Origin of the sequence: Actinosynnema mirum DSM 43827 (genome assembly GCF_000023245.1) — a bacterium.
GTDB lineage: Bacteria > Actinomycetota > Actinomycetes > Mycobacteriales > Pseudonocardiaceae > Actinosynnema > Actinosynnema mirum.
Genome location: NC_013093.1, coordinates 3,705,393 through 3,728,748 on the forward strand (window position 1 = coordinate 3,705,393; position 23,356 = coordinate 3,728,748).

2 protein-coding genes are annotated in these 23,356 nt (G+C 78.9%); both read left to right on the forward strand.

What is annotated here, in order from left to right; genetic code table 11:
- Window positions 1-140: 140 nt before the first annotated feature.
- Complete coding sequence (locus tag AMIR_RS39225; protein ID WP_015801997.1) at window positions 141-13,868, forward strand: type I polyketide synthase; 13,728 nt, start codon at window positions 141-143, stop codon at window positions 13,866-13,868.
- A complete protein-coding gene (locus AMIR_RS41925) occupies window positions 13,865-23,311 on the forward strand; it encodes a type I polyketide synthase (RefSeq protein WP_015801998.1) in 9,447 nt (3,148 codons plus the stop codon). The genes AMIR_RS39225 and AMIR_RS41925 overlap by 4 nt, the downstream gene beginning before the upstream one ends.
- The last annotated feature ends 45 nt before the right edge of the window (window positions 23,312-23,356 follow it).

Consider the following 23,356-nt stretch of genomic DNA (forward strand, 5'->3'; position numbering starts at 1 on the left):
CACCGGGTGCGGCGCGGTCGGTAATCCGGCGGCAATTCCTTCCCCCGTCCGGACGAATCCGGCCCGTGCGCCCGCGTCGCGCACGGGCCAAGGTGGGTGGCTGCGCGGATGACCGGGCCCCCGAACCGGATGTGGGAGAGATGCTGCGAAGCGACCTGATCCGTCCCCTGCCCGAACTGCTGCGCGAGCACGCGGCCAGGCGCGGAGACCGCGTCGCCTTCCGCGACGCGCGACGCGCCGTCACGTGGGCCGACCTGGAGCTCCGCACGCGCAGGCTCGCCGGGCACCTGGCCGCGCGCAGGCTGCTCCCCGGCGACCGCGCCGTGATCCTGCTGGGCAACCGGGTGGAGACCGTCGAGTGCTACCTGGCGCTCGTGCGGGCCGGCGCGGTGGGCGTGCCGCTGAACCCGGTGTCCACCGACGCCGAGCTGGGCGGCCTGCTCGACGACAGCGGCGCCCGGCTCGTCCTCACCGACGCCGCGCACGCCGACCAGCTCGCCGGGCTCCGCGCCACCCGGCCCGCGCTGGAGGTCGTGCACGTCGACCGGGACTACGAGGCGCTCGCGGGCGTCGACGCCCCGCTGCCCGCGCACGACGCGCTGGAGCTGGACGACCTGGCCTGGATGCTCTACACCTCCGGCACCACCGGGACCCCCAAGGGCGTGCTGTCCACCCAGCGCAACTGCCTGTGGTCGGTGGCCGCCTGCTACGCGCCCGTGCTCGGCCTGACCCCGGACGACCGGGTGCTGTGGCCGCTGCCGCTGTTCCACAGCCTGTCGCACATCGCCGGTGTGCTGGCCACCACCGCCGTCGGCGCCACCACCCGCGTGGTGGACGGGCGCTCCCCGCAGGACGTGCTGGCCGCGCTGCACGAGGAGCGCTCCACGGTGCTCGCGGGCGTGCCCACGACCTACCACCACCTGGTGCGCGCGGCCGGTGAGCGCGGGTTCCTCGCGCCCGACCTGCGGGTCGGCCTGGTCGGCGGCGCGATCACCACGGCCGAGCTGCGGGCCGCCGTCGAGCAGCGGTTCGGCGTGCCGCTCATCGACGCCTACGGCAGCACCGAGACCTGCGGGTCGATCACCGTGAACTGGCCGACCGGGCCCAGGGTCGAGGGCTCCAGCGGCCTCCCGGTGCCGGGGCTGGCGGTGCGGCTCGTCGACCCGGACACCGGCCTGGACGCGCCGACCGGCGCGGAGGGCGAGGTGTGGGTGCGCGGGCCGAGCGTCATGCTCGGCTACCACAACCGGCCCGAGGCGACGGCCGCCGCGCTGCGCGACGGCTGGTACCGCACCGGCGACCTGGCGACCAGGGACGAGTCCGGGTTCCACGCGGTCACCGGGCGCATCGACGACGTCGTGGTGCGCGGCGGCGAGAAGGTCCACCCGGCGGAGGTGGAGGCGGTGCTGCGGGCCGTGCCGGGCGTCGCGGACGCCGCCGTGGTGGGCAGGCCGCACGACGTGCTGGGCGAGGTCCCGGTGGCGTTCCTGGTGCCGGGGGAGGGGTTCGACCCGGCGCGGGTGCTGGCGGTGTGCCGGGAGCGGCTGTCGTACCACAAGGTGCCCGAGGAGCTGTACCAGATCGAGTCGGTGCCGCGCACGGCCTCCGGGAAGATCACCCGGCGGGTGCTGCTGGACACGCCCGCGCGGCTGCGGGCGCGCGGCGAGCGGGGGGCGCTGTTCCGCACCGACTGGGTGCCGCTGACCGCCGCGGTTGGTGCGGTGACCGCGCCTGGTTCTGCGGTGACTGAGCCTGGTGCCGAGACCACGGTTGGTGCGGCGACCGATCCCGACGCCGGGTCGCCCGCGGGCGCGCCCACCGCCCCGGTCCCGGCGCCCGGTGACGCGCCGGTGGTGCTCGACCTGCGCGGCGACGACGCGCCCGCGCTGTCCGGCCGCCCCGACCTGGTGCTCACCCGAGGGGCGGTGGCCGTCGACGGCGGGCCGGTGCGGCTCGGGCAGCTCGCCGCGTGGACCGCCGCCCGCCGCGCCGGGATCACCGCGGTCGACACCGACGACGACGCCGCGGTCGACCCGGTCGCGCTGCTCGCCGCCGGTGAGCCCCGGCTGCTCGTGCGCTCCGGGGTCGTGCTCGTGCCGCGCCTGCACGAGGTCCCCGGCTCCGTCGTCGGGCGCGGCGCGCTCGACCCCCGCCGGGCCGTCGCCGTCACCGGCGCCGACAGCGGGACCGCCGCCGCCCTGGCCCGGCACCTGCGCGGCGCGCACGGCGTGCGCGACCTGCTGCTGATCACCGGCCCGGACGGGCGGGCCCGCGCGGGCGCGCTGCGCGACGACCTCGTGGCCTCGGGCGCGCGGGTCGTGCTCGCCGTCGCCGGACCGGACGCGCTCGACCGCGCGCTCAGCCGGGCGCCGTCCCCGCTGGGCGCGCTCGTGCACACCGGCGACGGGGACCCGGAGGCCCTGCCCTACCTGCTCGGCGCGCGGGTCGAGCTGGTGGTGTGCGCGACCGCGTTCGACTCGGCCGCCGCCGAGGACGTCGTGCTGCGCCGCCGCGCCGCCGGGATGCCCGCCCGGTGCCTGGCCTGGGGACCGTGGGAGGCCGAGGCCGCGCAGGCCCGGCCGGGGCTGGCCGTGCTGCCCCTGCGGGACGGGCTGGCCGCGTTCGACGCCGCGCTCGGCGCCGACGAGCCGGTCGTCTCGGTGCTGCGCCCCGACCCCGACCTGGTGGCCGGGGACGTGCCCGCGCCGCTGCGCGACCTGCTGCACGTGGTCGCCGCCGAACCCGAGCCGGTCCGGGTGGCCGAGCTGCGGGCGGGCCTGGCCGGTCGCGGGGAGCGGGAGCGCAGGAGGCGGCTGCTCGACCTGGTGCGCGCCGAGACCGCGGCCCTGCGACCCGCCGAGTTCGTGGTCGACGGGCACGAGCGCGGCTTCGCCGAGCTCGGCTTCACCTCCGCCACCTCGGTCGCCCTGCGCAACCGGCTCACCGCCGCGACCGGGCTCGCGCTGCCCGCGACCGCCGCGTTCGAGCACCCCACCCCGACCGCGCTCGCCGCGCTGCTGCACGACGAGCTGTTCGGCGCGTCGCAGTCCCCCGAGCAGGCCCCGGTCGCGCCCGCGCGCGCCGTCGAGCGCTCGGGCGAGCCGATCGCGGTCGTCGCCGCCGGGTGCAGGCTGCCCGGCGGCGTCGCCTCGCCCGAGGACCTATGGGAGGTCGTGCGCTCCGGCTCGGACGTGGTGTCGCCGTTCCCGGTCGACCGGGGCTGGGACCTGGACGCGCTGCGCGGCGCCTGCGCGGGCGGCGGGTTCCTGGCCGACGCCGCCCTGTTCGACGCGGCCCTGTTCGGGGTGCACCCGCGCGAGGCCCTCGCCATGGACCCGCAGCAGCGGCTGCTGCTCGAAGTCGCGTGGGAGGTGTTCGAGCGCGCCGGGATCGACCCGCGCTCGGTGGCGGGTGACGGGACCGGCGTGTTCGCCGGGCTGATGGGCCACGACTACGGGTCGCGGCCGGGGCTGGACCGGCAGCTCGTGGAGGGCTACCTGAGCACCGGCAACGCGGGCAGCGTCGCCTCAGGGCGGATCGCCTACGCGTTCGGGCTCACCGGGCCCGCGCTCACCGTGGACACCGCGTGCTCGTCGTCGCTGGTGGCGGTGCACCTGGCGGTGCAGTCGCTGCGGCGCGGCGAGTGCGCGATGGCGCTGGCGGGTGGCGCGACGGTCATGGCCACGCCCGCCGACTTCGTCGAGTTCGCCCGGCAGGGCGCGCTGGCCCCGGACGGCCGCTGCAAGCCGTTCTCGGCGTCGGCGGACGGGACGGCGTGGTCCGAGGGCGCGGGGCTGGTGCTGCTGGAGCGGCTGTCGGACGCGCGGCGCAACGGGCGCCGGGTGCTGGCCGTGGTTCGGGGCAGCGCGGTGAACTCGGACGGGGCGTCGAACGGGTTGACCGCGCCGAGTGGTGCGGCGCAGCAGCGGGTGATCCGGGCGGCGCTGGCGGATGCCGGTCTGTCCACTGCGGACGTGGACGCGGTGGAGGCGCACGGGACCGGGACCCGGTTGGGCGACCCGATCGAGGCGCGGGCGCTGGTCGCCACCTACGGGCGGGACCGGGGTGGTGAGCCGCTGTGGCTCGGCTCGCTGAAGTCGAACTTCGGGCACCCCCAGGGCGCGGCCGGGATCGCCGGGCTGATCAAGCTCGTGCAGGCGCTGCGGCACGGCGTGCTGCCGCGCACCCTGCACGTCGACGCGCCCACGCCCGAGGTCGAGTGGAACGGTGTCGCGGTGCTGGCCGAGCAGCGCGCGTGGCCCGAGGTGGGCAGGCCGCGCAGGGCGGCGGTGTCCTCGTTCGGGGTCAGCGGCACCAACGCGCACGTGGTCCTGGAGCAGGCCCCCGCCGCGCCCGCCGCGCCCGCCGCACCCGAGCGCGGGGCCGTGCCGCTGCCGGTGTCCGCCGTCGACGCGGCGGCGTTGCGCGCCCAGGCCCGGCGGCTCGCCGACTTCCTCGCCCCCTCCGACGTCACGGCCGCCGAGCTGGCGGGCGCGCTGCGCGCGGGCCGGGCCGACCTCGGCGAGCGCGCCGTCGTGGTCGCCGACGACCGGGCGGGCGCGCTCGCCGCGCTGGAGGCACTGGCCTCGGACGAGCCCTCGCCCGCCCTGGTCACGGGGCGCGCGGACGTCACCGGCCGCGTGGTGCTCGTGTTCCCCGGACAGGGCGGCCAGTGGGTGGGCATGGGCGCCCGGCTGCTCGACGAGTCCCCGGTGTTCGCCGAGCTGGTGGACGAGTGCGCGGCGGCCGTCGACCCCCTGGTGGACTTCCGCGTGGTCGACGTGCTGCGCGGCGGCGACCTGAGCCGCGTGGACGTCGTCCAGCCGGTCGCGTTCGTCGTCATGGTCGCGCTGGCCCGGCTGTGGCGCTCGGTCGGCGTCGAGCCCGACGCGGTGCTCGGCCACTCGCAGGGCGAGATCGCCGCAGCCTGCGTCGCGGGAGCGCTCTCGCCTGCCGACGCGGCCCGCGTGGTGGTGCTGCGCAGCCGGGCCATCGCCGCCGGGCTCGACGGCGGCGGCATGGCCTCGATCCCGCTGCCGCAGGCCGAGGTCGAGGAGCTGGTCGCGGGCACCGGGGTGTGCGTCGCGGCGGTCAACGGCCCCGGCTCGGTGGTCGTCTCCGGCGACGTCGACGCGCTGGTCGCCCGCGTGGAGGGCGCCCGCAGGCTTCCGGTGGGCTACGCCTCGCACTCGCCCGCCGTGGACGTGCTGCGCGAGGGCCTGCTCGCCGACCTCGCGCCGATCACCCCCCGACCGGCCGAGATCCCGATGCTGTCCACCGTCACGGGCACGTGGCTGGACGGTCCCGAGCTCGACGCCGACTACTGGTTCGCCAACCTGCGCCACCCCGTCCGCTTCGCCGACGCCGCCGCGCTCCTGGTCGCCGACGGGTTCCGGGCGTTCGTGGAGGTCGGCGCGCACCCGGTGCTCACCGCGCCCGTCCAGGACCTGCTCGCGGGCGCGGGCCCCTCGGTCGCCACCGGCACGCTGCGCCGCGACGACGGCGGCCTCGACCGGTTCCTGCGCTCCGCCGCCGAGCTGCACGTGCGCGGCGTGGCCGTCGACCTCTCCCCGCTGGCGCCCCCGCCGGTCCGGGCGCTCGACCTGCCCACCTACCCGTTCCAGCGCGCCCGCTACTGGCTGGACGCCGACCCCACCGCCGCCTCCGCGCTGCGGCACCCGCTGCTCACCTCCGCCACCGACCTCGCGGGCGGCGAGGACCTGGTGTGCCAGGCGCGGCTGAGCACCGCGCGGCACCCGTGGCTCGCCGACCACGTGGTGCGCGGGTCCGCCGTCCTGCCCGGCACGTGCTGGGCGGAGCTGGCCATCCGCGCCGGCGACGAGGTCGGCGCGCCCGCACTGGACGAGCTGCTGGTGGAGGCGCCGCTGGTGCTGCCCGAGCGCGGCGCGGTGGAGGTGCAGCTCAGGATCGGCGCCCCGGACGCCGCAGGGCGCAGGCCGCTGGAGGCGCACGCCCGCGCCGAGGGCGGCGCGTGGACCCGGCACGCCAGCGGCTCCCTCGCCGTCGACCGGTCCACCCCGGTCCCGCTGACCGAGTGGCCGCCGACCGGCGCGCGCGAGGTCGACCTGGCCGGGTTCTACGACAGCCGGGCCGCCGAGGGCTACGGCTACGGGCCGGCGCTGCGCGGGCTGCGGCGGGCCTGGACCCGCGACGGCGAGGTGTTCGCCGAGGTGGAGCTGCCCGAACCGCTGAGCCCGGACGGCTGGGGCCTGCACCCGGCCCTGTTCGACGCCGCGCTGCACGCCACCGGCCTGCTGCCCCCGGCTCGGGTCGCCGCCGACGAGGTGCTGCTGCCGTTCTCCTGGCGGGGGACCAGGCTGCGCGCCACCGGGGCGACCGCGCTGCGCGTGCGCCTGACCGGGACCGCCGACGACCACGTGCTGCGCGCCTACGACCCCGAGGGCGCGCCGGTCGTGGAGGTCGACGCCCTGCGGCTGCGCCCGGCCCCGGCCACCGCGCTCGTCGGCTCTGGCGCGCTGTTCCGCGTCGAGTGGGTCGACCTGGACGTCCACGGGCCCACGCCGGGCTCCGAGTCGACCACCCCCGTGCTCGACCTGCCCGACGGCGACGCGCGCGCCCTCCTCGGCCTGACCCTGGAGGCCCTGCGCGAGCACGACGAGCTGACCGTGGTCACGCGCGGCGCGGCCGAGGACCCGGCCGCCGCCGCCGTGTGGGGGCTGCTGCGCACCGCCCAGACCGAGCGGCCGGGCCGCTTCACCCTGGTCGACCTGGACGACGACCCCGCCTCGCGCGCCCTGCTGCCCGCCCTGCCCGCCACCGGCGAACCGCAGGTCCGGGTGCGGGCGGGGAGGGCGGGAGCGCCGCGCCTGGCGCGCACGCGCGACGACGGCCTGCGGCTGCCCGCCGCCCCGACCTGGTGCCTGACCTGCGACGGCGGCACGTTCACCGACCTGGCCGCGACCCCGAGCCCGGCCGCGACCCGACCGCTGGAACCCGGCGAGGTCCGGGTGGGCGTGCGCGCCGCGGGCGTCAACTTCCGGGACGCCGCCGTCGTGCTGAACGCCGTGCCCGGCCAGCGCGGGCTCGGCGGAGAGGCCGCGGGCGTGGTCCTGGAGACCGGTCCCGGCGTCACCGGCCTCGCGGTCGGCGACCGGGTGCTCGGCACGTTCGACCGCGACTTCGGCGCGTTCGGCCCGGTCGCGATCACCGACGCCCGCCTGCTCGCGCCCGTCCCGCCCGGCTGGGGGTTCGCGCGCGCCGCGTCGGTGCCGGTCGCGTTCCTCACCGCCCTCCACGGCCTGCGCGACCTCGCCCAGGTCGGGCCGGGCGACCGCGTCCTGGTGCACGCGGGCGCGGGCGGCGTCGGCGGCGCGGCGGTCAGGCTGGCGGCGTTGCTGGGCGCGGAGGTGTTCGCCACCGCGTCGCCTGCCAAGTGGCCGGTGCTGCGCGCGCTCGGCCTGGACGACGCGCACCTGGCCTCCTCCCGCGACACCGGGTTCGCCGAGCGCTTCCCGGCCGTGGACGTCGTGCTGAACTCGCTCACCGGCGAGCTGGTGGACGCCTCGCTGCGGCTGCTCGCGCCGGGCGGGCGGTTCCTGGAGCTGGGCAAGGTCGACGTGCGCGACCTCGTGCGCGCCGACGTCGCGTACCGGGCCTACGACCTGCGCGACGCGGGCCCGGACCGCACCGCCGAACTGCTCGCCGAGGTGCTGGGGCTGTTCGAGCAGGGCCGCCTTGAGCCGCTGCCGCTGACCGTCCGCGACATCCGGCACGCCCCCGAGGCGCTGCGGCACGTCGCGTCCGGCGGGCACGTCGGCAAGGTCGTGCTCACCGTGCCCCGCCCGCTCGACCCCGAGGGCACCGTCCTGGTCCACGGCGGTGGCGCGCTCGGCGCGCTCACCGCCCGCCACCTGGTGTCCGCGCACGGCGCCCGCCACCTGCTGATCACCTCCCGGCGCGGCCCCGACGCGCCCGGCGCCGCCGAACTGGCCGCCGACCTGGCCGAGCTCGGCGCCACCACGCGGTTCGAGCGCTGCGACGCCGCCGACCGCGACCGGGTGGCCGCCCTGCTGGCCGACCTGGGCGAGCACCCGCTGACCGCCGTCGTGCACACGGCGGGCGCCCTCGACGACGCCCTGCTCGCCGACCAGGACGCGGCGCGCGTCGACGCGGTCCTGCGCCCCAAGCTCGACGGGGCGCTGCTGCTGGACCAGCTGACCCGCGACGCCGACCTCGCCGCGTTCGTGCTGTTCTCCTCCGCCGCCGGGACGCTCGGCAACGCGGGCCAGGCCAACTACGCCGCCGCGAACGCCGCGCTCGACGCGCTGGCCACCCGCCGCCGCTCCGCCGGGCTGCCCGCCACCTCCATAGCCTGGGGCCACTGGGAGAGCGCCAGCGCGCTCACCGCCGGGCTCACCGCCGCCGACCTCGCGCGCGGGGCCAGGCACGGCGCAGGCTCGCTCGGCACCACCGAGGCGCTGGCGCTGCTGGACGCCGCGCTGGCCTCCCCGGAACCCGCCGTCCTCGCCGCCGCGCTCGACCCGCGCCGCGCAGCCGAGGTCCCGCCGCTGCTGCGCGACCTCGCCGGGCCGCGCCGGGCGGTCGCCGCCCAGGCCGTCGCGGGCGCGGACCGGCCGCTGATCGACGTGGTCAGGGCGCACACCGCGACCGTGCTCGGGCACCGCGACGCCTCCGCCGTGGACGCGCACCGCGCGTTCAAGGAGCTGGGCGTGGACTCGCTCACGGCCGTGGAGCTGCGCAACCGGCTCGCCGCCGCGACCGGCCTCGCGCTCGCCGCCACCTCGGTGTTCGACCACCCGACCCCGGCGCTGCTGACCGCGCACCTGCTCGCCGAGCTCGGGCACGCCCCCGCCGCCGGGACCACCGCGCCCGCCACCGCCGTCACCGCCGACGCGGGGGAGCCCATCGCGATCGTGTCGATGGCCTGCCGCTTCCCCGGCGACGTGTCCTCCCCGGAGGACCTGTGGGACCTCGTCGCGGGCGGCGGGGACGCGCTCACCCCGTTCCCCGCCGACCGGGGCTGGGACCTGGCCACCCTGTTCGCCCCCGACCCGGACGGGGCCGGGCGCAGCCACGCCCGCGCGGGCGGGTTCCTCGCGGACGTCGCGGGCTTCGACGCCGACCTGTTCGGCATCAGCCCGCGCGAGGCCATCGGCACCGACCCGCAGCAGCGGCTGCTGCTGGAGGTGGCGTGGGAGCTGTTCGAGCGCGCGGGCATCGCCCCCGACTCGCTGCGCGGCACCGACACCGGCGTGTTCGCGGGCGTCATCGCGCACGGCTACCCGGTGCTGCCCGCCCACTCCGACCAGGGGCTGGAGGGGCACCGGGTCACCGGGGTGTCCGGGAGCGTGGTGTCCGGCCGGGTCGCCTACGCCTTCGGGCTGCAGGGACCGGCGATGACCGTGGACACCGCCTGCTCGTCGTCGCTGGTGGGCGTGCACCTGGCGGTGCGGGCCCTGCGCGGCGGCGAGTGCTCGCTGGCGCTGGCGGGCGGTGTGACGGTGCTGAGCACGCCGGACCTGTTCGTGGACTTCTCCCGGCAGCGCGGGCTCGCCGCCGACGGGCGCTGCAAGGCGTTCGGGGCGGGCGCGGACGGCACCGGGTTCGGCGAGGGCGTCGGCTTGGTGCTGCTGGAGCGGCTCTCGGACGCGCGCCGCAACGGGCACCGGGTGCTGGGGCTGGTGCGCGGCAGCGCGGTCAACTCCGACGGGGCCTCCAACGGGCTGACCGCGCCCAGCGGCCCCGCGCAGGAGCGCGTCATCGGGCGGGCGCTCGCGGACGCCGGGCTGTCGGCGGCCGACGTGGACCTGGTGGAGGCGCACGGCACCGGGACCCGGTTGGGTGACCCGATCGAGGCGCGGGCGCTGGTCGCGACCTACGGGCGGGACCGGGGCGGGGAGCCGCTGTGGCTCGGGTCGGTCAAGTCCAACATCGGGCACACCCAGGCCGCCGCGGGCGTCGCCGGGCTGATCAAGGCGGTGCAGGCGCTGCGGCACGGGGTGCTGCCCGCGACCCTGCACGCGGACGAGCCCACCCCCGAGGTCGAGTGGGACGGGGTGGCGGTGCTGGCCGAGCGGCGGGACTGGCCCGAGGTGGGCAGGCCGCGCAGGGCGGCGGTGTCCTCGTTCGGGGTCAGCGGCACCAACGCGCACGTCGTGCTGGAGCAGGCTCCCGAGGAGCGGGTTCCGGAAGGCCGAGGGCCCGAGCGCGAGGCCCCCGCCGGGGCCGACGACCGGGACGTCCCCGGTCACCTGCCGCTCGTCCTGTCCGCCCACGACCCCGTCGCGCTGCGCGCCACCGCAGCCGCGCTCCTGCCCGTCGCCGAGCACCTCCCGCTGCCCGACCTGGCGCTGTCCCTGGTCACCGGCCGCGCCGCCCTGCCCTGCCGGGCGGTGCTCCCCGCCCGCGACCGGGACCAGGCGCTGGCGGCGCTGCGCGACCTCGCGTCCGGCGCCACCGAGCCCGCCGGGCGGGACGGCGGGAGCGTCGCGTTCCTGCTGTCCGGCCAGGGCAGCCAGCGGGCCGGGACCGGGCGGCTGCTGGAGCGGCGGTTCCCGGTGTTCCGCGACGCGCTGCGCGAGGTGTGCGCCCTGCTGGACCGGCGCATCGTCGGCGGCCCCGGCGTGCGCGCGGCCCTGGACGACCCGGGGCTGCTCGCCGACACCCGCTACGCGCAGGCCGGGCTGTTCGCCGTGCAGGTCGCGCTGGTGCGCCTGCTCGACGCGCTCGGCGTCCGCCCCGACCTGCTCGCCGGGCACTCGGTCGGCGAGATCGCCGTCGCGCACGCCGCCGGGGTGCTGTCCCTGGAGGACGCCTCCACCCTCGTGGCCGCGCGCGGCGCCCTCATGCGCGAGCTGCCCCCCGGCGTGATGGTCGCGGTCCGGGCGGGCGAGGACGAGGTGCGCGCCGCGCTGGTCGACGGGGTGGAGCTGGCCGCCGTCAACGGCCCCCGCGCCACCGTGCTCACCGGCGACGAGGCCGCCGTCACCGAGGTCGCCGCCCGCCTCGGGCGCGCCACGCGCCTGCGGGTCGCCCACGCCTTCCACTCGGCCGCCGTCGACGCGGTGCTGCCCGCGTTCGCCGACGTGCTGGCGCGCCTCGACTTCCGCCCGCCGCGCGTCCCGGTCGTCGCCACCGCGCCCGGCGCGCTCGACGCGCCGGAGTACTGGCTGGGCCAGGCCCGCGAGCCGGTGCGCTTCGCCGACGCCGTCACCGACCTGCACCGGCGGGGCGCGACCGCGTTCGTCGAGGTCGGCCCCGGCGGCGGGCTGGCCGCCGCCGCGCAGGAGTGCCTGGACGGGCACGACGTGCTCTGCGCCCCCCTGCTGCACCGCGACCGGGACGAGGACCACTCCCTGATCACCGCGCTCGGCGCGCTGCACGCGAGGGGCGCGCGCGTCGACTTCGCCCCGCTGCTGGCCGACGCGGGCGGCCGGACCACCGACCTGCCCACCTACCCGTTCCAGCGCCGCCGCTTCTGGCTGGACCCCGCCCCGCCCACCACCGACGCCGCCCCGCTGGAGCACCCGCTGCTCACCGGGGAGCTGGAGATCCCCGGCTCGGACACCGCCGCGTTCACCGGCCGCGCCGCCACCGGCGCCCACCCGTGGCTGGCCGACCACCGGCTGCTCGACGCGGTCGTCGTGCCCGGCACGGCCCTGCTGGACCTGGTGCGGGCGGCCGGTCGGCAGCTCGGGCTGCCCGAGGTCGCCGAGCTGGTCAACGAGGTCCCGCTGGTGCTCGGCGACGGGGCGGCGCTGCTGCGCGTCACCGCCGCCGCGCCGGGACCGGACGGGCGCCGCGAGGTGGCCGTGCACTCCCGGCCGGAGTCGGCCGGGCCGCGCTCGCCGTGGACCCGGCACGTCACCGGCCAGCTCGCCCCCGACGGGGGGCCGCTCGCGTTCGACCTGGCGCAGTGGCCGCCGCCGGGCGCGCAGCCGCTGCCGGTGGCCGACCACCGGGCCGCGATGGCCGCCACCGGCCACGGGTACGGGCCCGCGTTCCTGGGGCTGCGCGCCGCTTGGCGGCTCGACGACGAGGTGCTGGTGGAGGCGGTGCTGCCCGACGAGGTCGCCGACGACGGGCACACCGTGCACCCCGCGCTGCTCGACGCGGTGCTCCAGGCCCTCTCGCTCACCGGCGTCGAGGACGGCTCGCAGGTGCGGGTGCCGTTCAGCTGGCGCTCCGCGCGCGGCGCGGGCCGGGCGGGCCGCGCGGTCCGCGCCTCCCTGCGGCCCGACGGCGACGGCGGCGTCCGGGTGCGCGTGGCCTGCCCGCAGGGCCGCCCGCTGCTGGAGATCGCCTCGCTGGTGTCCCGACCGGTCACCCCCGACCGGCTGCGGCCGGGGGTGCTGCTGCGCCAGGCGTGGACGGAGGTCGGCCCGCCGCCCGGCGCCGCCGAGCCCGTGCCGCTGCGCGAGGTCGGCGAGCGGGTGCCGCCGGTGGTGCGGGTCGACGCCGGGCACGTCCGCGACCTGCTGCCGCTGCTCCAGGAGGCGGTGACCGAGCCACGCTGGGAGTCGACGCGGCTGCTCGTGACGACCTCGGGCGCGGTCGGGCCGCGCGCCGGTCGCGCCGAGGGCGCCGCGGTGTGGGGCCTGGTGCGGTCGGCCGCCGCCGAGCACCCCGGCCGGTTCGTCCTGGCCGACCTGGACGACCGGCCCGAGTCCGCCGCGCTGCTGCCCGCGCTCGCCACCGGCGCGCTGCCGGAGGCGGTGCTGCGCGCGGGACGCGTGCTCGTGCCGGGGCTGCACCGGGTCGCCGCGCCCAGCACCGGCGGGACCGCGCTCGACCCCGGCGGGACCGCGCTGATCACCGGCGGCTCCGGGGCGCTGGCGGCGCTGCTGGCCGAGCACCTGGTGCGCGCGCACGGCGTGCGCTCCCTGGTGCTGCTCAGCCGCAGCGGGCGCGGGCCGGACGTGCCGGGCGCCGACGTGCGGCACGTGCGCGGCGACGTCGCGGACCGGGCCGACGTGGTCGCGGCGCTGGCCGCCGTGCCGCCGGACCGGCCGCTGACGCTGGTGGCGCACCTGGCCGGGGTGCTCGACGACGGCGCCCTCACCTCGCTGACCCCCGAGCGGCTGGACGCGGTGCTGCGCCCCAAGGCCGAGGGCGCCCGGCACCTGGACGAGCTGACCAGGGACCGGGACCTGGCGGCGTTCGTGCTGTTCTCCTCGGTCGCGGGCGTGCTCGGCCACGCCGGGCAGGCCAACTACGCGGCGGCCAACGCCCACTTGGACGGCCTCGCGCACGAGCGGCACGCCCTCGGCCTGCCCGCCACGGCGCTGGCCTGGGGGCCGTGGACCGAGGGCATGGCGCGCGGTCGCGGCGGCGGGCTCTCGCCGCAGGTCGCGCTCGGCCTGTTCGACGCGGCCCTGCGCACCGGCCTGCCCGCGCTCGTCCCGCTCGACCGCGAACCCGAGCGCCGGGTCCCCGCCCCGCGCGCCGCGACCCCCGCTCCCGCCGGGCCGTCGCTGGCCGACCGGCTGCGCCCGATGCCGCCCGCCGAGCGGCGCGCCCACCTGCTGGAGCTGGTCACCGCCGAGGCGCTGGGCGTGCTGGGCCACGACGACGGGGCCGCGCTGCCCGCCGGGCAGGCGTTCCGCGACGCCGGGTTCGACTCGATCACCGCGATGGCGCTGCGCAACCGGCTCGTCCGGCTGGCCGGGGTGCGGCTGCCCGCGAGCGTCGTGTTCGACCACCCCACCCCCGCCGCCACCGCCGAGCGCCTGGAGGCCGAGCTGTTCCCGGCCGAGCAGCTGCCCGGCCCCCGGCACGGCGACGACTTCGACGACATGGCCGCCGACGAGCTGGTCCGCCGCGCGCTCGGCGGCGAGTGGCCGACCCCCCTTGGAGGACCCGCGTGACCACCCGTGAGCAGCTCCTGGACGCGTTGCGCGCCTCGCTGCGGGAGAACGAGCGGCTGCGCGCCACCGGGGGCGCGGCCCAGCCGGTCGCGATCGTCGGCGCGGCCTGCCGCTTCCCCGGCGGGGTCACCTCGCCCGAGGAGCTGTGGGACCTGGTCGTCGGCGAGGTCGACGCGGCGGGCCCGTTCCCCGACGACCGGGGCTGGGACCTGGCGGACCTGTTCGACCCGGACCCCGACCGGGTCGGGCGCTCCTACGTGCGGCACGGGGCGTTCCTGCGCGACATGGCCTGGTTCGAGCCGGGGTTCTTCGGGATCTCGCCGCGCGAGGCGCTGGTGATCGACCCGCAGCACCGGCTGCTGCTGGAGGTCGCGTGGGAGGCGTTCGAGCGGGCGGGCATCGCCCCCGACTCGGTGCGCGGTCGCGACGTCGGCGTCTTCGGGGGAGTGCTCAACCACGACCACGGCTCGCGGTTCCGGCCCGTGCCGCCGGAGCTGGAGGGCTACCTGGGGACCGGCAGCTCCGGCAGCGCCGCGATCGGGCGCGTCGCCTACACCCTCGGGCTGGAGGGGCCCGCGATCACGGTGGACACCGCGTGCTCGTCGTCGCTGGTCGCGATCCACCTCGCGGTGCGGGCGCTCCAGCGCGGCGAGTGCTCGATGGCGCTGGCGGGCGGGGTGACGGTGATGTCGACGCCGGACACGTTCGTCGAGTTCTCGCGGCAGCGCGCGCTGGCCCGCGACGGGCGCTGCAAGGCGTTCTCCGCCGACGCGGACGGCACCGCGTGGGGCGAGGGCGCCGGTCTGGTGCTGCTGCAACCGCTCTCCGCCGCGAGGCGGGACGGGCGGCAGGTGCTGGCGGTGGTGCGTGGGTCGGCGGTGAACTCCGACGGCGCGTCCAACGGGCTCACCGCGCCCAGCGGTCCCGCGCAGCAGCGGGTGATCCGGGCGGCGCTGGCCGACGCCGGGCTGTCGGCGGCGGACGTCGACCTGCTGGAGGCGCACGGCACCGGGACCGTGCTCGGCGACCCGATCGAGGCGCAGGCGCTGCTGGAGACCTACGGGCGCGCTCGCGCGGACGCCGGGCCGCTGTGGCTCGGGTCGGTGAAGTCGAACATCGGGCACACGCAGGGGGCGGCGGGCGTGGCCGGGGTGCTGAAGGTGGTGCAGGCGCTGCGCAACGGCGTCCTGCCCCCCACCCTGCACGCCGCGACGCCGACCACCGAGGTCGACTGGGACGCCGGGGCGGTGCGGGTGCTCGACCGGGCCCGGCCCTGGCGTGGGGGTGGGGAGCCGGGGGGTGCGCGGGGAGGCGCGGCCGGCGGCGTGGAGGGTGGCGCTGCGGGTGGCGCACCGGGTGGCGCTGCCGGGGGCGCGGCGGTCCGGCCGAGGCGGGGGGCGGTGTCGGCCTTCGGGGCCAGCGGCACCAACGCCCACCTGATCCTCGAAGAGGCGCCCGCGGTGGAGGCCGGCGCACTTGGCGCGACTGGCGCACTCGCCGCGACTGGCGCATCGGGCGTGACCGGCGCACTTGGCGCGACTGGCGCATCGGGCGTGACCGCCGCCGGAACCTCCACCGCGACAGCCGCAGCGCCTGGGGAGGAACTCGGCGCGACGCTCGGGGGAGCGGTGGCTGGTGGAGCGGAGGCTGCCCCGCCGCCCGCGAGCCCGCCGCCAGCTGCCCTCCCGCCTGCTGCCTTCCCGCCCGCCGCCTTCCCACTCGGTGGCCCGCCCGCCGGAGCGCCCGCCGCCGTGCCGTCCGCGTCGCTGCCCGCTGCCGCGTCCGATGCGCCCGCACCCGCACCCGCACCCGTGCCCGTCCCCGTTCCCGTCCCCGTCGCCGTGTCCGGGGCCACCACCGCCGGTCTGCGCGCCCAGGCCGCGCGCCTGGCCGGGCACCTGCGCGAGCGGCCCGCGCTCGGTCCCGAGGACGTCGCCCGGCCGCTGCTGCTCTCCCGCACCCAGCGCGAGCGGCGCGCCGTCGTGGTCGCCGCCGACCGGGACTCGCTGCTCACCGGGCTCGACGCGCTCGCGGGCGGTGAGGCCGGGCCCCGGCTCGCGAGCGGCGCGGCCGACGTCACCGGGCGGGTGGTCCTGGTGTTCCCCGGTCAGGGCGCGCACTGGACCGGCGTGGCCGAGCGGTTGTGGCGGGAGGCGCCCGTCTTCGCCGACAGCATGGCCCGCTGCGCCGACGTGCTGCGCGACCTCGCCGGGTGGGAGCTGCGGGAGGTGCTCGTCGACCCGGTCGCGCTGGAGCGCGTCGACGTGCTGCAACCGGTCTCGTTCGCGGTCGTCGTGTCGCTCGCGGCGCTCTGGGCGTCGGTCGGCGTGCGGCCCGACGCGGTCGTCGGGCACTCGCAGGGCGAGGTGGCCGCCGCCCACGTCGCGGGCGCGCTCACGCTCGCCGAGGCCGCCCGGATCGTCGTGCTCCGCTCCGCGCTGATCGCCCGCGAGCTGTCCGGGCGCGGCGCGATGCTCACCGTCGTCGCCGACGTCGAGCGGGTCACCGCGCTGCTCACCGGGTTCGAGGGGCGGGTGTGCGTGGCGGCCGTCAACGGGCCCGCGTCGGTCACCGTCTCCGGCGAGGACGGGGCGGTGCGCGAGTTCGAGCGGGTCCTGTCCGCCCGGCGGATGCTGCGGTGGCGGCTGCCCGGCGTCGACTTCGCCGGGCACTCCCCGCAGGTCGACGCCCTGCGCGCGGAGCTGCTGGCCGCGCTCGGCGACATCGCCTCCCGCGAGCCCGAGATCCCGCTGCTGTCCACCGTCACCGGGGAGCCCGCCACCCGGCTCGACGCCGAGCACTGGTACCGCAACCTGCGCGAACCCGTCCGGTTCGCCGACGCCGTCACGGCCCTGCTCGACCGGGGGCACCGGGTGTTCGTGGAGGTGAGCCCGCACCCGGTGCTCACCACCAGCGTCGTCGACCTCGCCGCACCGCACCGCACCGCCGTCGTGGGCACCCTCCGCCGCGACGAGGGCGGCCTCGACCGGTTCCTGCTGTCCGCCGCCGAGCTGCACGTGCGCGGCGTGCCCGTCGACCTCGCCCGGCACGCGGGCGCGGGCACGGCCGAGGTGCCGACCACGGCCTTCCAGCGCGAGCGGTACTGGCTCGACGCGCCCCGCCAGTCCGGCGACGCGCGCGCCGCCGGCCTCGTGCCCTCGGGGCACCCGCTGCTCGGCGCGCTCGTGCCGCTCGCGGACGGGACCGTCCTCACCGGGCGGCTCTCGCTGTCCGCCCAGCCGTGGCTCGCCGACCACCGGGTGCTCGGCGCGGTCGTCGTGCCCGGCGTCGCGCTGGTGGAGCTGGCGGTGCGCGCGGGCGACGAGGTCGGCTGCCCGGCGCTGGAGGAGCTGGTGGTGGCCGCCCCGCTGGTGGTCCCGGAGAGCGGCGACGTGGCGGTGCGCGTGGTCGTCGGCCCGCGCGGCGCGGACGGGACGCGCCCCGTGGACGTGCTCTCCGGCGACGAGTCCCCGGTGCTGCACGCGCGCGGCGTCCTCGCCCCGCCGCGCGCGCCCGAGGCGGTCGGTGGTCAGTGGCCGCCCGCGGGCGCCGAACCGGTCGACCTCGCCGGGCTCTACCCGGACTTCGCCGCCAAGGGCCTGGAGTACGGGCCGCACTTCCAGCGGCTGACCCGGCTGTGGCGGCGCGGCGACGAGGTGTTCGGCGAGGTCGAGCTCACCGGCGAGCAGCGGCGGGCCGCCGGGTTCGCGCTGCACCCGGCGCTGCTGGAGTGCGCGCTGCACGTGAGCAGCTTCGCCGGTCAGCGGGTCGCGGGGGACGGCGGCGCGGTGGGGCTGCCGTTCTCCTTCTCCCGCGTCGCGCTGCACCGGTCCGGCGTGGACGCGGTGCGGGTGCGGGCGACGCGGGTCGGGGACGGGGTCGTCTCGCTCGCCCTCGCCGACGGCGCGGGCCGCCCGGTGGCGCGGATCGGCGAGCTGGCGTTCCGGCGGGCCGGCGGGATCCGGTCCGGTCCGCCGGGGGTGCTGCTGGAGACCGCGTGGCGGCCGGTGGAGCTGCCCGAGGCCCGGCCGGCCGCCGACGTGACGACCGTGGTGGGGGACTCGGTCGAGCGGGTTCTCGCCGCCCTGCGCGAGATCCTCGCCGGGGACGGGCGGCTGCTCGTGCTCACCGGCGGCCCCGGCGCGCCGATCGGCACGGCCGTCGGCGCGGCGGTGTGGGGGCTGGTGCGCTCGGCGCAGCTGGAGGAGCCCGGCCGGATCGTCCTGGCCGACCTGGACACCACGCCCGAGCGGGCTGCCCCGGCGCTGCGCCGGGTGCTGGCCTCCGGCGAGCCCCAGGTCTCGATCCGCGACGGGGCCGTGCTCGTGCCCCGCTTGACGCCGGTCGCGGCGGTCGCCCGCCCCGCCGGGCTGGACCCGGCGAAGACGGTCGTGCTCACCGGCGGGACCGGCGCGCTCGGACGGCTCGTCGCCCGCCACCTGGTCACCGACCACGGCGCCCGCAAGCTCCTGCTGCTCGGGCGCGGCGGCCCGGAGCGGGCGCGCGACCTGGTCGCCGAGCTCACCGGCCTGGGGGCCGAGGTCGAGGCCCTCGCCTGCGACGTCGCCGACCGGGACGCGCTGTCCGCCGCGCTCGCCGGGCGCGCGCTCACCGCCGTCGTGCACCTGGCCGGCGCGCTGGACGACGGCGTCGTGACCGCGCTGACCCCCGAGCGCCTGGCCGTCGCGTTCGCGCCCAAGGCGCTGGCCGCCCGGCACCTGGACGAGCTGACCAGGGGCCAGGACCTGGCCGCGTTCGTGCTGTTCTCCTCCGCGGCCTCGGTGCTCGGCTCGGCCGGGCAGGCCAACTACGCGGCGGCCAACGGGTTCCTGGACGGCCTCGCGCACGAGCGGCACGCCCTCGGCCTGCCCGCCACGTCCATCGCCTGGGGGCTGTGGGACGTGGACAGCGCGCTGGTGGGCGAGCGCGGCGCGGCCGACCGGGAGCGGCTGGCCGCGTCCGGGATGCGCCCGCTGCCCGCGCCCGCCGCGCTCGACCTGCTCGACGCCGCGCTGGCCTGCGGGCGCCCCGCCGTCACCGCGCTGGCGCTGGCCCGCGCCGCCGACCGGGCGCCCGCCGCGCTGAGCGAGGTGGTCGCGCCGCGCCGGACGCCCGCGCCCGCCGCACCGGTCGCGGGGGACCCGGCCGCGCTGCTCGCGCTGGTGCGGGCCGAGGCCGCCGCCGTGCTCGCCCTGCCCGTCGCGGGCGTCGACGAGCGGCGGGCGTTCCGCGACCTCGGGCTCGACTCGCTGACCGGCGTGGAGCTGCGCAACCGGCTCGCCGAGGCCACCGGGCTGCGGCTGCCCGCGACGCTGGTGTTCGACCACCCGACCCCGGTCGAGCTGGCCGCCGCGCTGCTGGAGCGGGTGGGCGGGGCGACGGGACCGGCGGGCGGCAGGCCCGGCGCAACGGCTGGCGCGGGGCCTGCCGCAGCGCTCGGCGCGGGGCCCGGAACGGCGCCCGCCCCCGGCGAGCCGATCGCGATCGTCGGCATGGCCTGCCGCGCGCCCGGCGGGGTCGCCTCGCCCGAGGACCTGTGGGACCTGGTCGCGGGGGGCGTCGACGCGGTCGGCCCGTTCCCCGCCGACCGGGGGTGGGACCTGGAGCGGCTGGTGCACCCCGACCCCGACCACGAGGGCTCCACCTACGTCGACCGGGCCGCGTTCCTGGACGACCCGGCCGGGTTCGACGCGGACTTCTTCGGCATCTCCCCGCGCGAGGCGCTCGCGATGGACCCGCAGCAGCGGCTGCTCCTCGAAGTCGCGTGGGAGGCGTTCGAGCGCGCGGGCATCGCCCCGGACTCGGTGCGGGGGACGGACGTCGGCGTGTTCGCGGGCGTCACCAACCACGACTACGACCAGGTGCTCCCGCGCGGCGACGACGGCTACCGGATCACCGGCGTGTCGGGCAGCGTCGTGTCGGGGCGCATCGCCTACGCGCTCGGGCTGGAGGGCCCCGCGCTGTCGGTGGACACGGCCTGCTCGGCCTCGCTGGTGGCGATCCATCTCGCGGTGCGGGCCCTGCGCGGCGGCGAGTGCTCGATGGCGCTGGCGGGCGGCGCGACGGTCATGGCCACGCCCAGGGGGTTCGTGGAGTTCGCCAGGCAGCGCGGGCTCGCCCCGGACGGGCGGTGCAAGTCCTTCGCCGAGGGCGCCGACGGGACGGCGTGGTCCGAGGGCGCGGGGCTGGTGCTGCTGGAGCGGCTGTCGGACGCCCAGCGCAACGGGCGCCGGGTGCTGGCCGTGGTTCGGGGCAGCGCGGTGAACTCCGATGGCGCGTCGAACGGGTTGACCGCGCCGAGTGGTGCGGCGCAGCAGCGGGTGATCCGGGCGGCGCTGGCGGATGCCGGTCTGTCCACTGCGGACGTGGACGCGGTGGAGGCGCACGGGACCGGGACCCGGTTGGGTGATCCGATCGAGGCCCGCGCGCTGGTCGCCACCTACGGGCGGGACCGGGACGGCGAGCCGCTGTGGCTCGGGTCGCTCAAGTCCAACCTCGGGCACATGCAGGGCGCCGCCGGGATCGGTGGCGTGGTGAAGACCGTGCAGGCGCTGCGGCACGGCGTGCTGCCGCGCACCCTGCACGTCGACGCGCCCACCCCCGAGGTCGACTGGGAGGGCGTCGCGGTGCTGGCCGAGCAGCGCGCGTGGCCCGAGGTGGGCAGGCCGCGACGCGCGGCGGTGTCCTCGTTCGGGGTCAGCGGCACCAACGCGCACGTCGTGCTGGAGCAGGCCCCCGCGGAGATCGTCGCAGAAACCGCCGTCGAGACCGCCGACCGCGCCCAGGACCTTCCCGGCGTGCTGCCGCTGGTGCTGTCCGCGCGGAGCCCGGCGGCCCTGCGCGCCCAGGCCGCGCGGCTCGCCGACGTCCTCGACGACCTGCCGCTCCGGGACGTCGCCTCGACCCTCGCGCGGGGGCGCGCCGCGCACGAGCACCGCGCCGTGCTCGTCGCCGCCGACCGGGACGCCCTGCGCGCCGGGCTCCGCGCGCTGGCCGGGGGACGTCCGCACGCCGCCGCCCGCACCGGGGTCCGCGCGCCCGGCGGGCTGGCGTTCGCCTTCTCCGGGCAGGGCAGCCAGTTCGTCGGCATGGGGCGCGGCCTGCACGCCGCGTTCCCCGCGTTCGCCGAGGTGTTCGACCGGGTGTGCGCGGCGCTGGACGAGCGGCTGGGCGACCTCACCGGGCGCTCCGTCCGGGACGTCGTGCTCGACGGGCCCGCCGAGCTGCTGGCGGAGACCGTCCACGCCCAGCCCGCGCTGTTCGCGCTGGAGGTCGCGCTGGCGCGGCTGCTGGAGCGGTGGGGCGTCGTGCCCGACGTGGTGCTCGGGCACTCGGTCGGCGAGCTGGCCGCCGCGCACGTCGCGGGCGCGCTGTCGGAGGCGGACGCCTGCGCGCTCGTCGCGGCCAGGGCGCGGGCCATGCACGGGGCCCGGCGCGGCGGGGCGATGCTCGCGGTGGCCGCCACCGAGGAGCAGGTCGCGCCGCTGCTGGGCGGGGGACTGGCGCTGGCCGCCGTCAACGGGCCGGGCGCGGTCGTGCTGTCCGGCGACGGCGACGCGGTCGAGCGGGCCGCCGCCGAGTGCGCCGGGCGCGGGTGGCGGACCAGGGCGCTGCGGGTGAGCCACGCCTTCCACTCCGCGCACCTGGACGGGGTGCTCGGGGAGCTGGCCCTGGCCGCGCGGCGGGTGGAGGTCCTGCCCCCGCGCGTCCCGCTGCTGTCCACGCTCACCGGCGCGCCCGCCGACGCCGAGCTGCTCGCCGACCCGGACTACTGGGTCCGGCAGGCCAGGCACGCCGTCCGGTTCGGCGACGGCGTCGCCCGGCTGGGCGAGCTGGGCGTGACGCGGGTGCTGGAGGTGGGGCCCGGCGGCGCGCTGGCCGCCCTGGTGCGCGAGCAGGTCGCGCCGGGGACCGCGGTGGCGCGCGGGCTGGTCGACGGGGACGAGGTGGTCGGGCTGCTCTCCGGGATCGGCGACCTGGTCGCGTCCGGGACCCCGGTCGACTGGACCGCGCTGCTGGGCGGGCCGGGGGCGGTCGCCGACCTGCCCACCTACCCGTTCCAGCGCACCAGGTTCTGGCCCGTGGCGCAGGCGGCCGGCGCGTGGTGCGAGGTGCGCCACGAGCGGCTGCCCGCGCCTCGGGGCGACGGCTCGGCGACCGTGCTGGAGGTGGGGCCGACCGCCTCCGCCGAGGAGCTGGCGGGCGTCGCCGACGTGCTGGCCGGGCACGGCGGCCCGCTGCTGGTGGTCACCGGGGACGGCGCGGTGGCCGGGCTCGTGCGCTCGCTGCCCGACCGCGCGGACGTCGTGCTGGCGGACGTGGACGACGATCCGGCGTCGGTGGCGCTGCTGCCCGCGCTGCACGGTTGTGGTGAGCCCGAGGTGGTGGTGCGCGCGGGGGAGGTGCTCGCGCCCAGGCTGCGGCGCGTCACCGCGACCAGCGCCGTTCCCGCAGGCCCGGTGCTGGTGGTCGGGGAGGCGGCGCGCGGCGTGGTGGCGGCCTGCGGGGTGCGTGAACCGGTCGTGCTGCCCGCCGACCCCGGCAGGGAGGAGCTGGTGGCCGCGCTGGAGGGGCACCGCCCGGACTGGGTGGTGCTCGCCGTCGAGCCGGACGACGCGGGCCTGGCGCGGGCCGCGCTGCTGGACGAGCTGACCCGCGACCGGCCGCCCGCGCTGTTCGCGCTGTGCGGCCCGGCGGGCGCGCTCGGCGACGCGGCGCGCCCCGAGGACGCGGTGGCCGCCGGGGTGCTGGCCGCGCTCGTGCGCCGCCGCCACGAGGACGGCCTGCCCGCGACCCTGCTGTGCGCGGGACCGGGTGTGCCGCCGCTGAGCCCGGAGCTGGGCGTGGTCGTGTTCGCGCGGACGTCGGAAGCCGCGCTGTCCGGGGGAGTGCTGTCCGAGGGGGCGCTGCCAGGGGTGGCGCTGCCCGAGCAGCGGAGCGCCCCGGAGCCGAGCGCGGTCGACCTGACCGGCCCGGACCGGGACCGGGTGCTGCTGGCGCTGGTGCGCGACCACGCCGCCGCCGTGCTGGGCCGCGCCGACGGTTCGGTGGACGGGCGGGCCGCGTTCCGGGACCTGGGGTTCGACTCGATGACGGCGGTGGAGCTGCGCGACCGCCTGGCCGCCGCCACCGGTCTGACCCTGCCCGCGACCCTGCTGTTCGACCACCCGACGGCGGCCGAGGTCGCCGCCGTGCTGGCGGGGCTGCTCGACGGCGGCGACCCGGTGACCTCGGGCCTGGACCGCCTGGAGGCCGCGCTCGCCGACCCGCCCGCCGACCCCGCGCTGCGCGCGAGCGCCGCCGCCAGGCTGCGCGCCCTGCTCGCCGCCCTGTCCGACGAGGACCAGGGCGAGCCCGACGGCGGGGCCGCGCTCCGGGACGCGGGCGTGGCGGAGCTGTTCGAGTTCATCGACACCCGGCTGGGCCGCGCCGAGCGGACCTGACCGGTTCGGGGCCGCACCCGCGGCCCTTCACCACCGGGGCCCGCC

Coding starts and splice junctions, on each gene's coding strand:
- AMIR_RS39225 (WP_015801997.1), top strand. CDS start 141: ATGCTGCGAAGCGACCTGATCCGTCCCCTGCCCGAACTGCTGCGCGAG.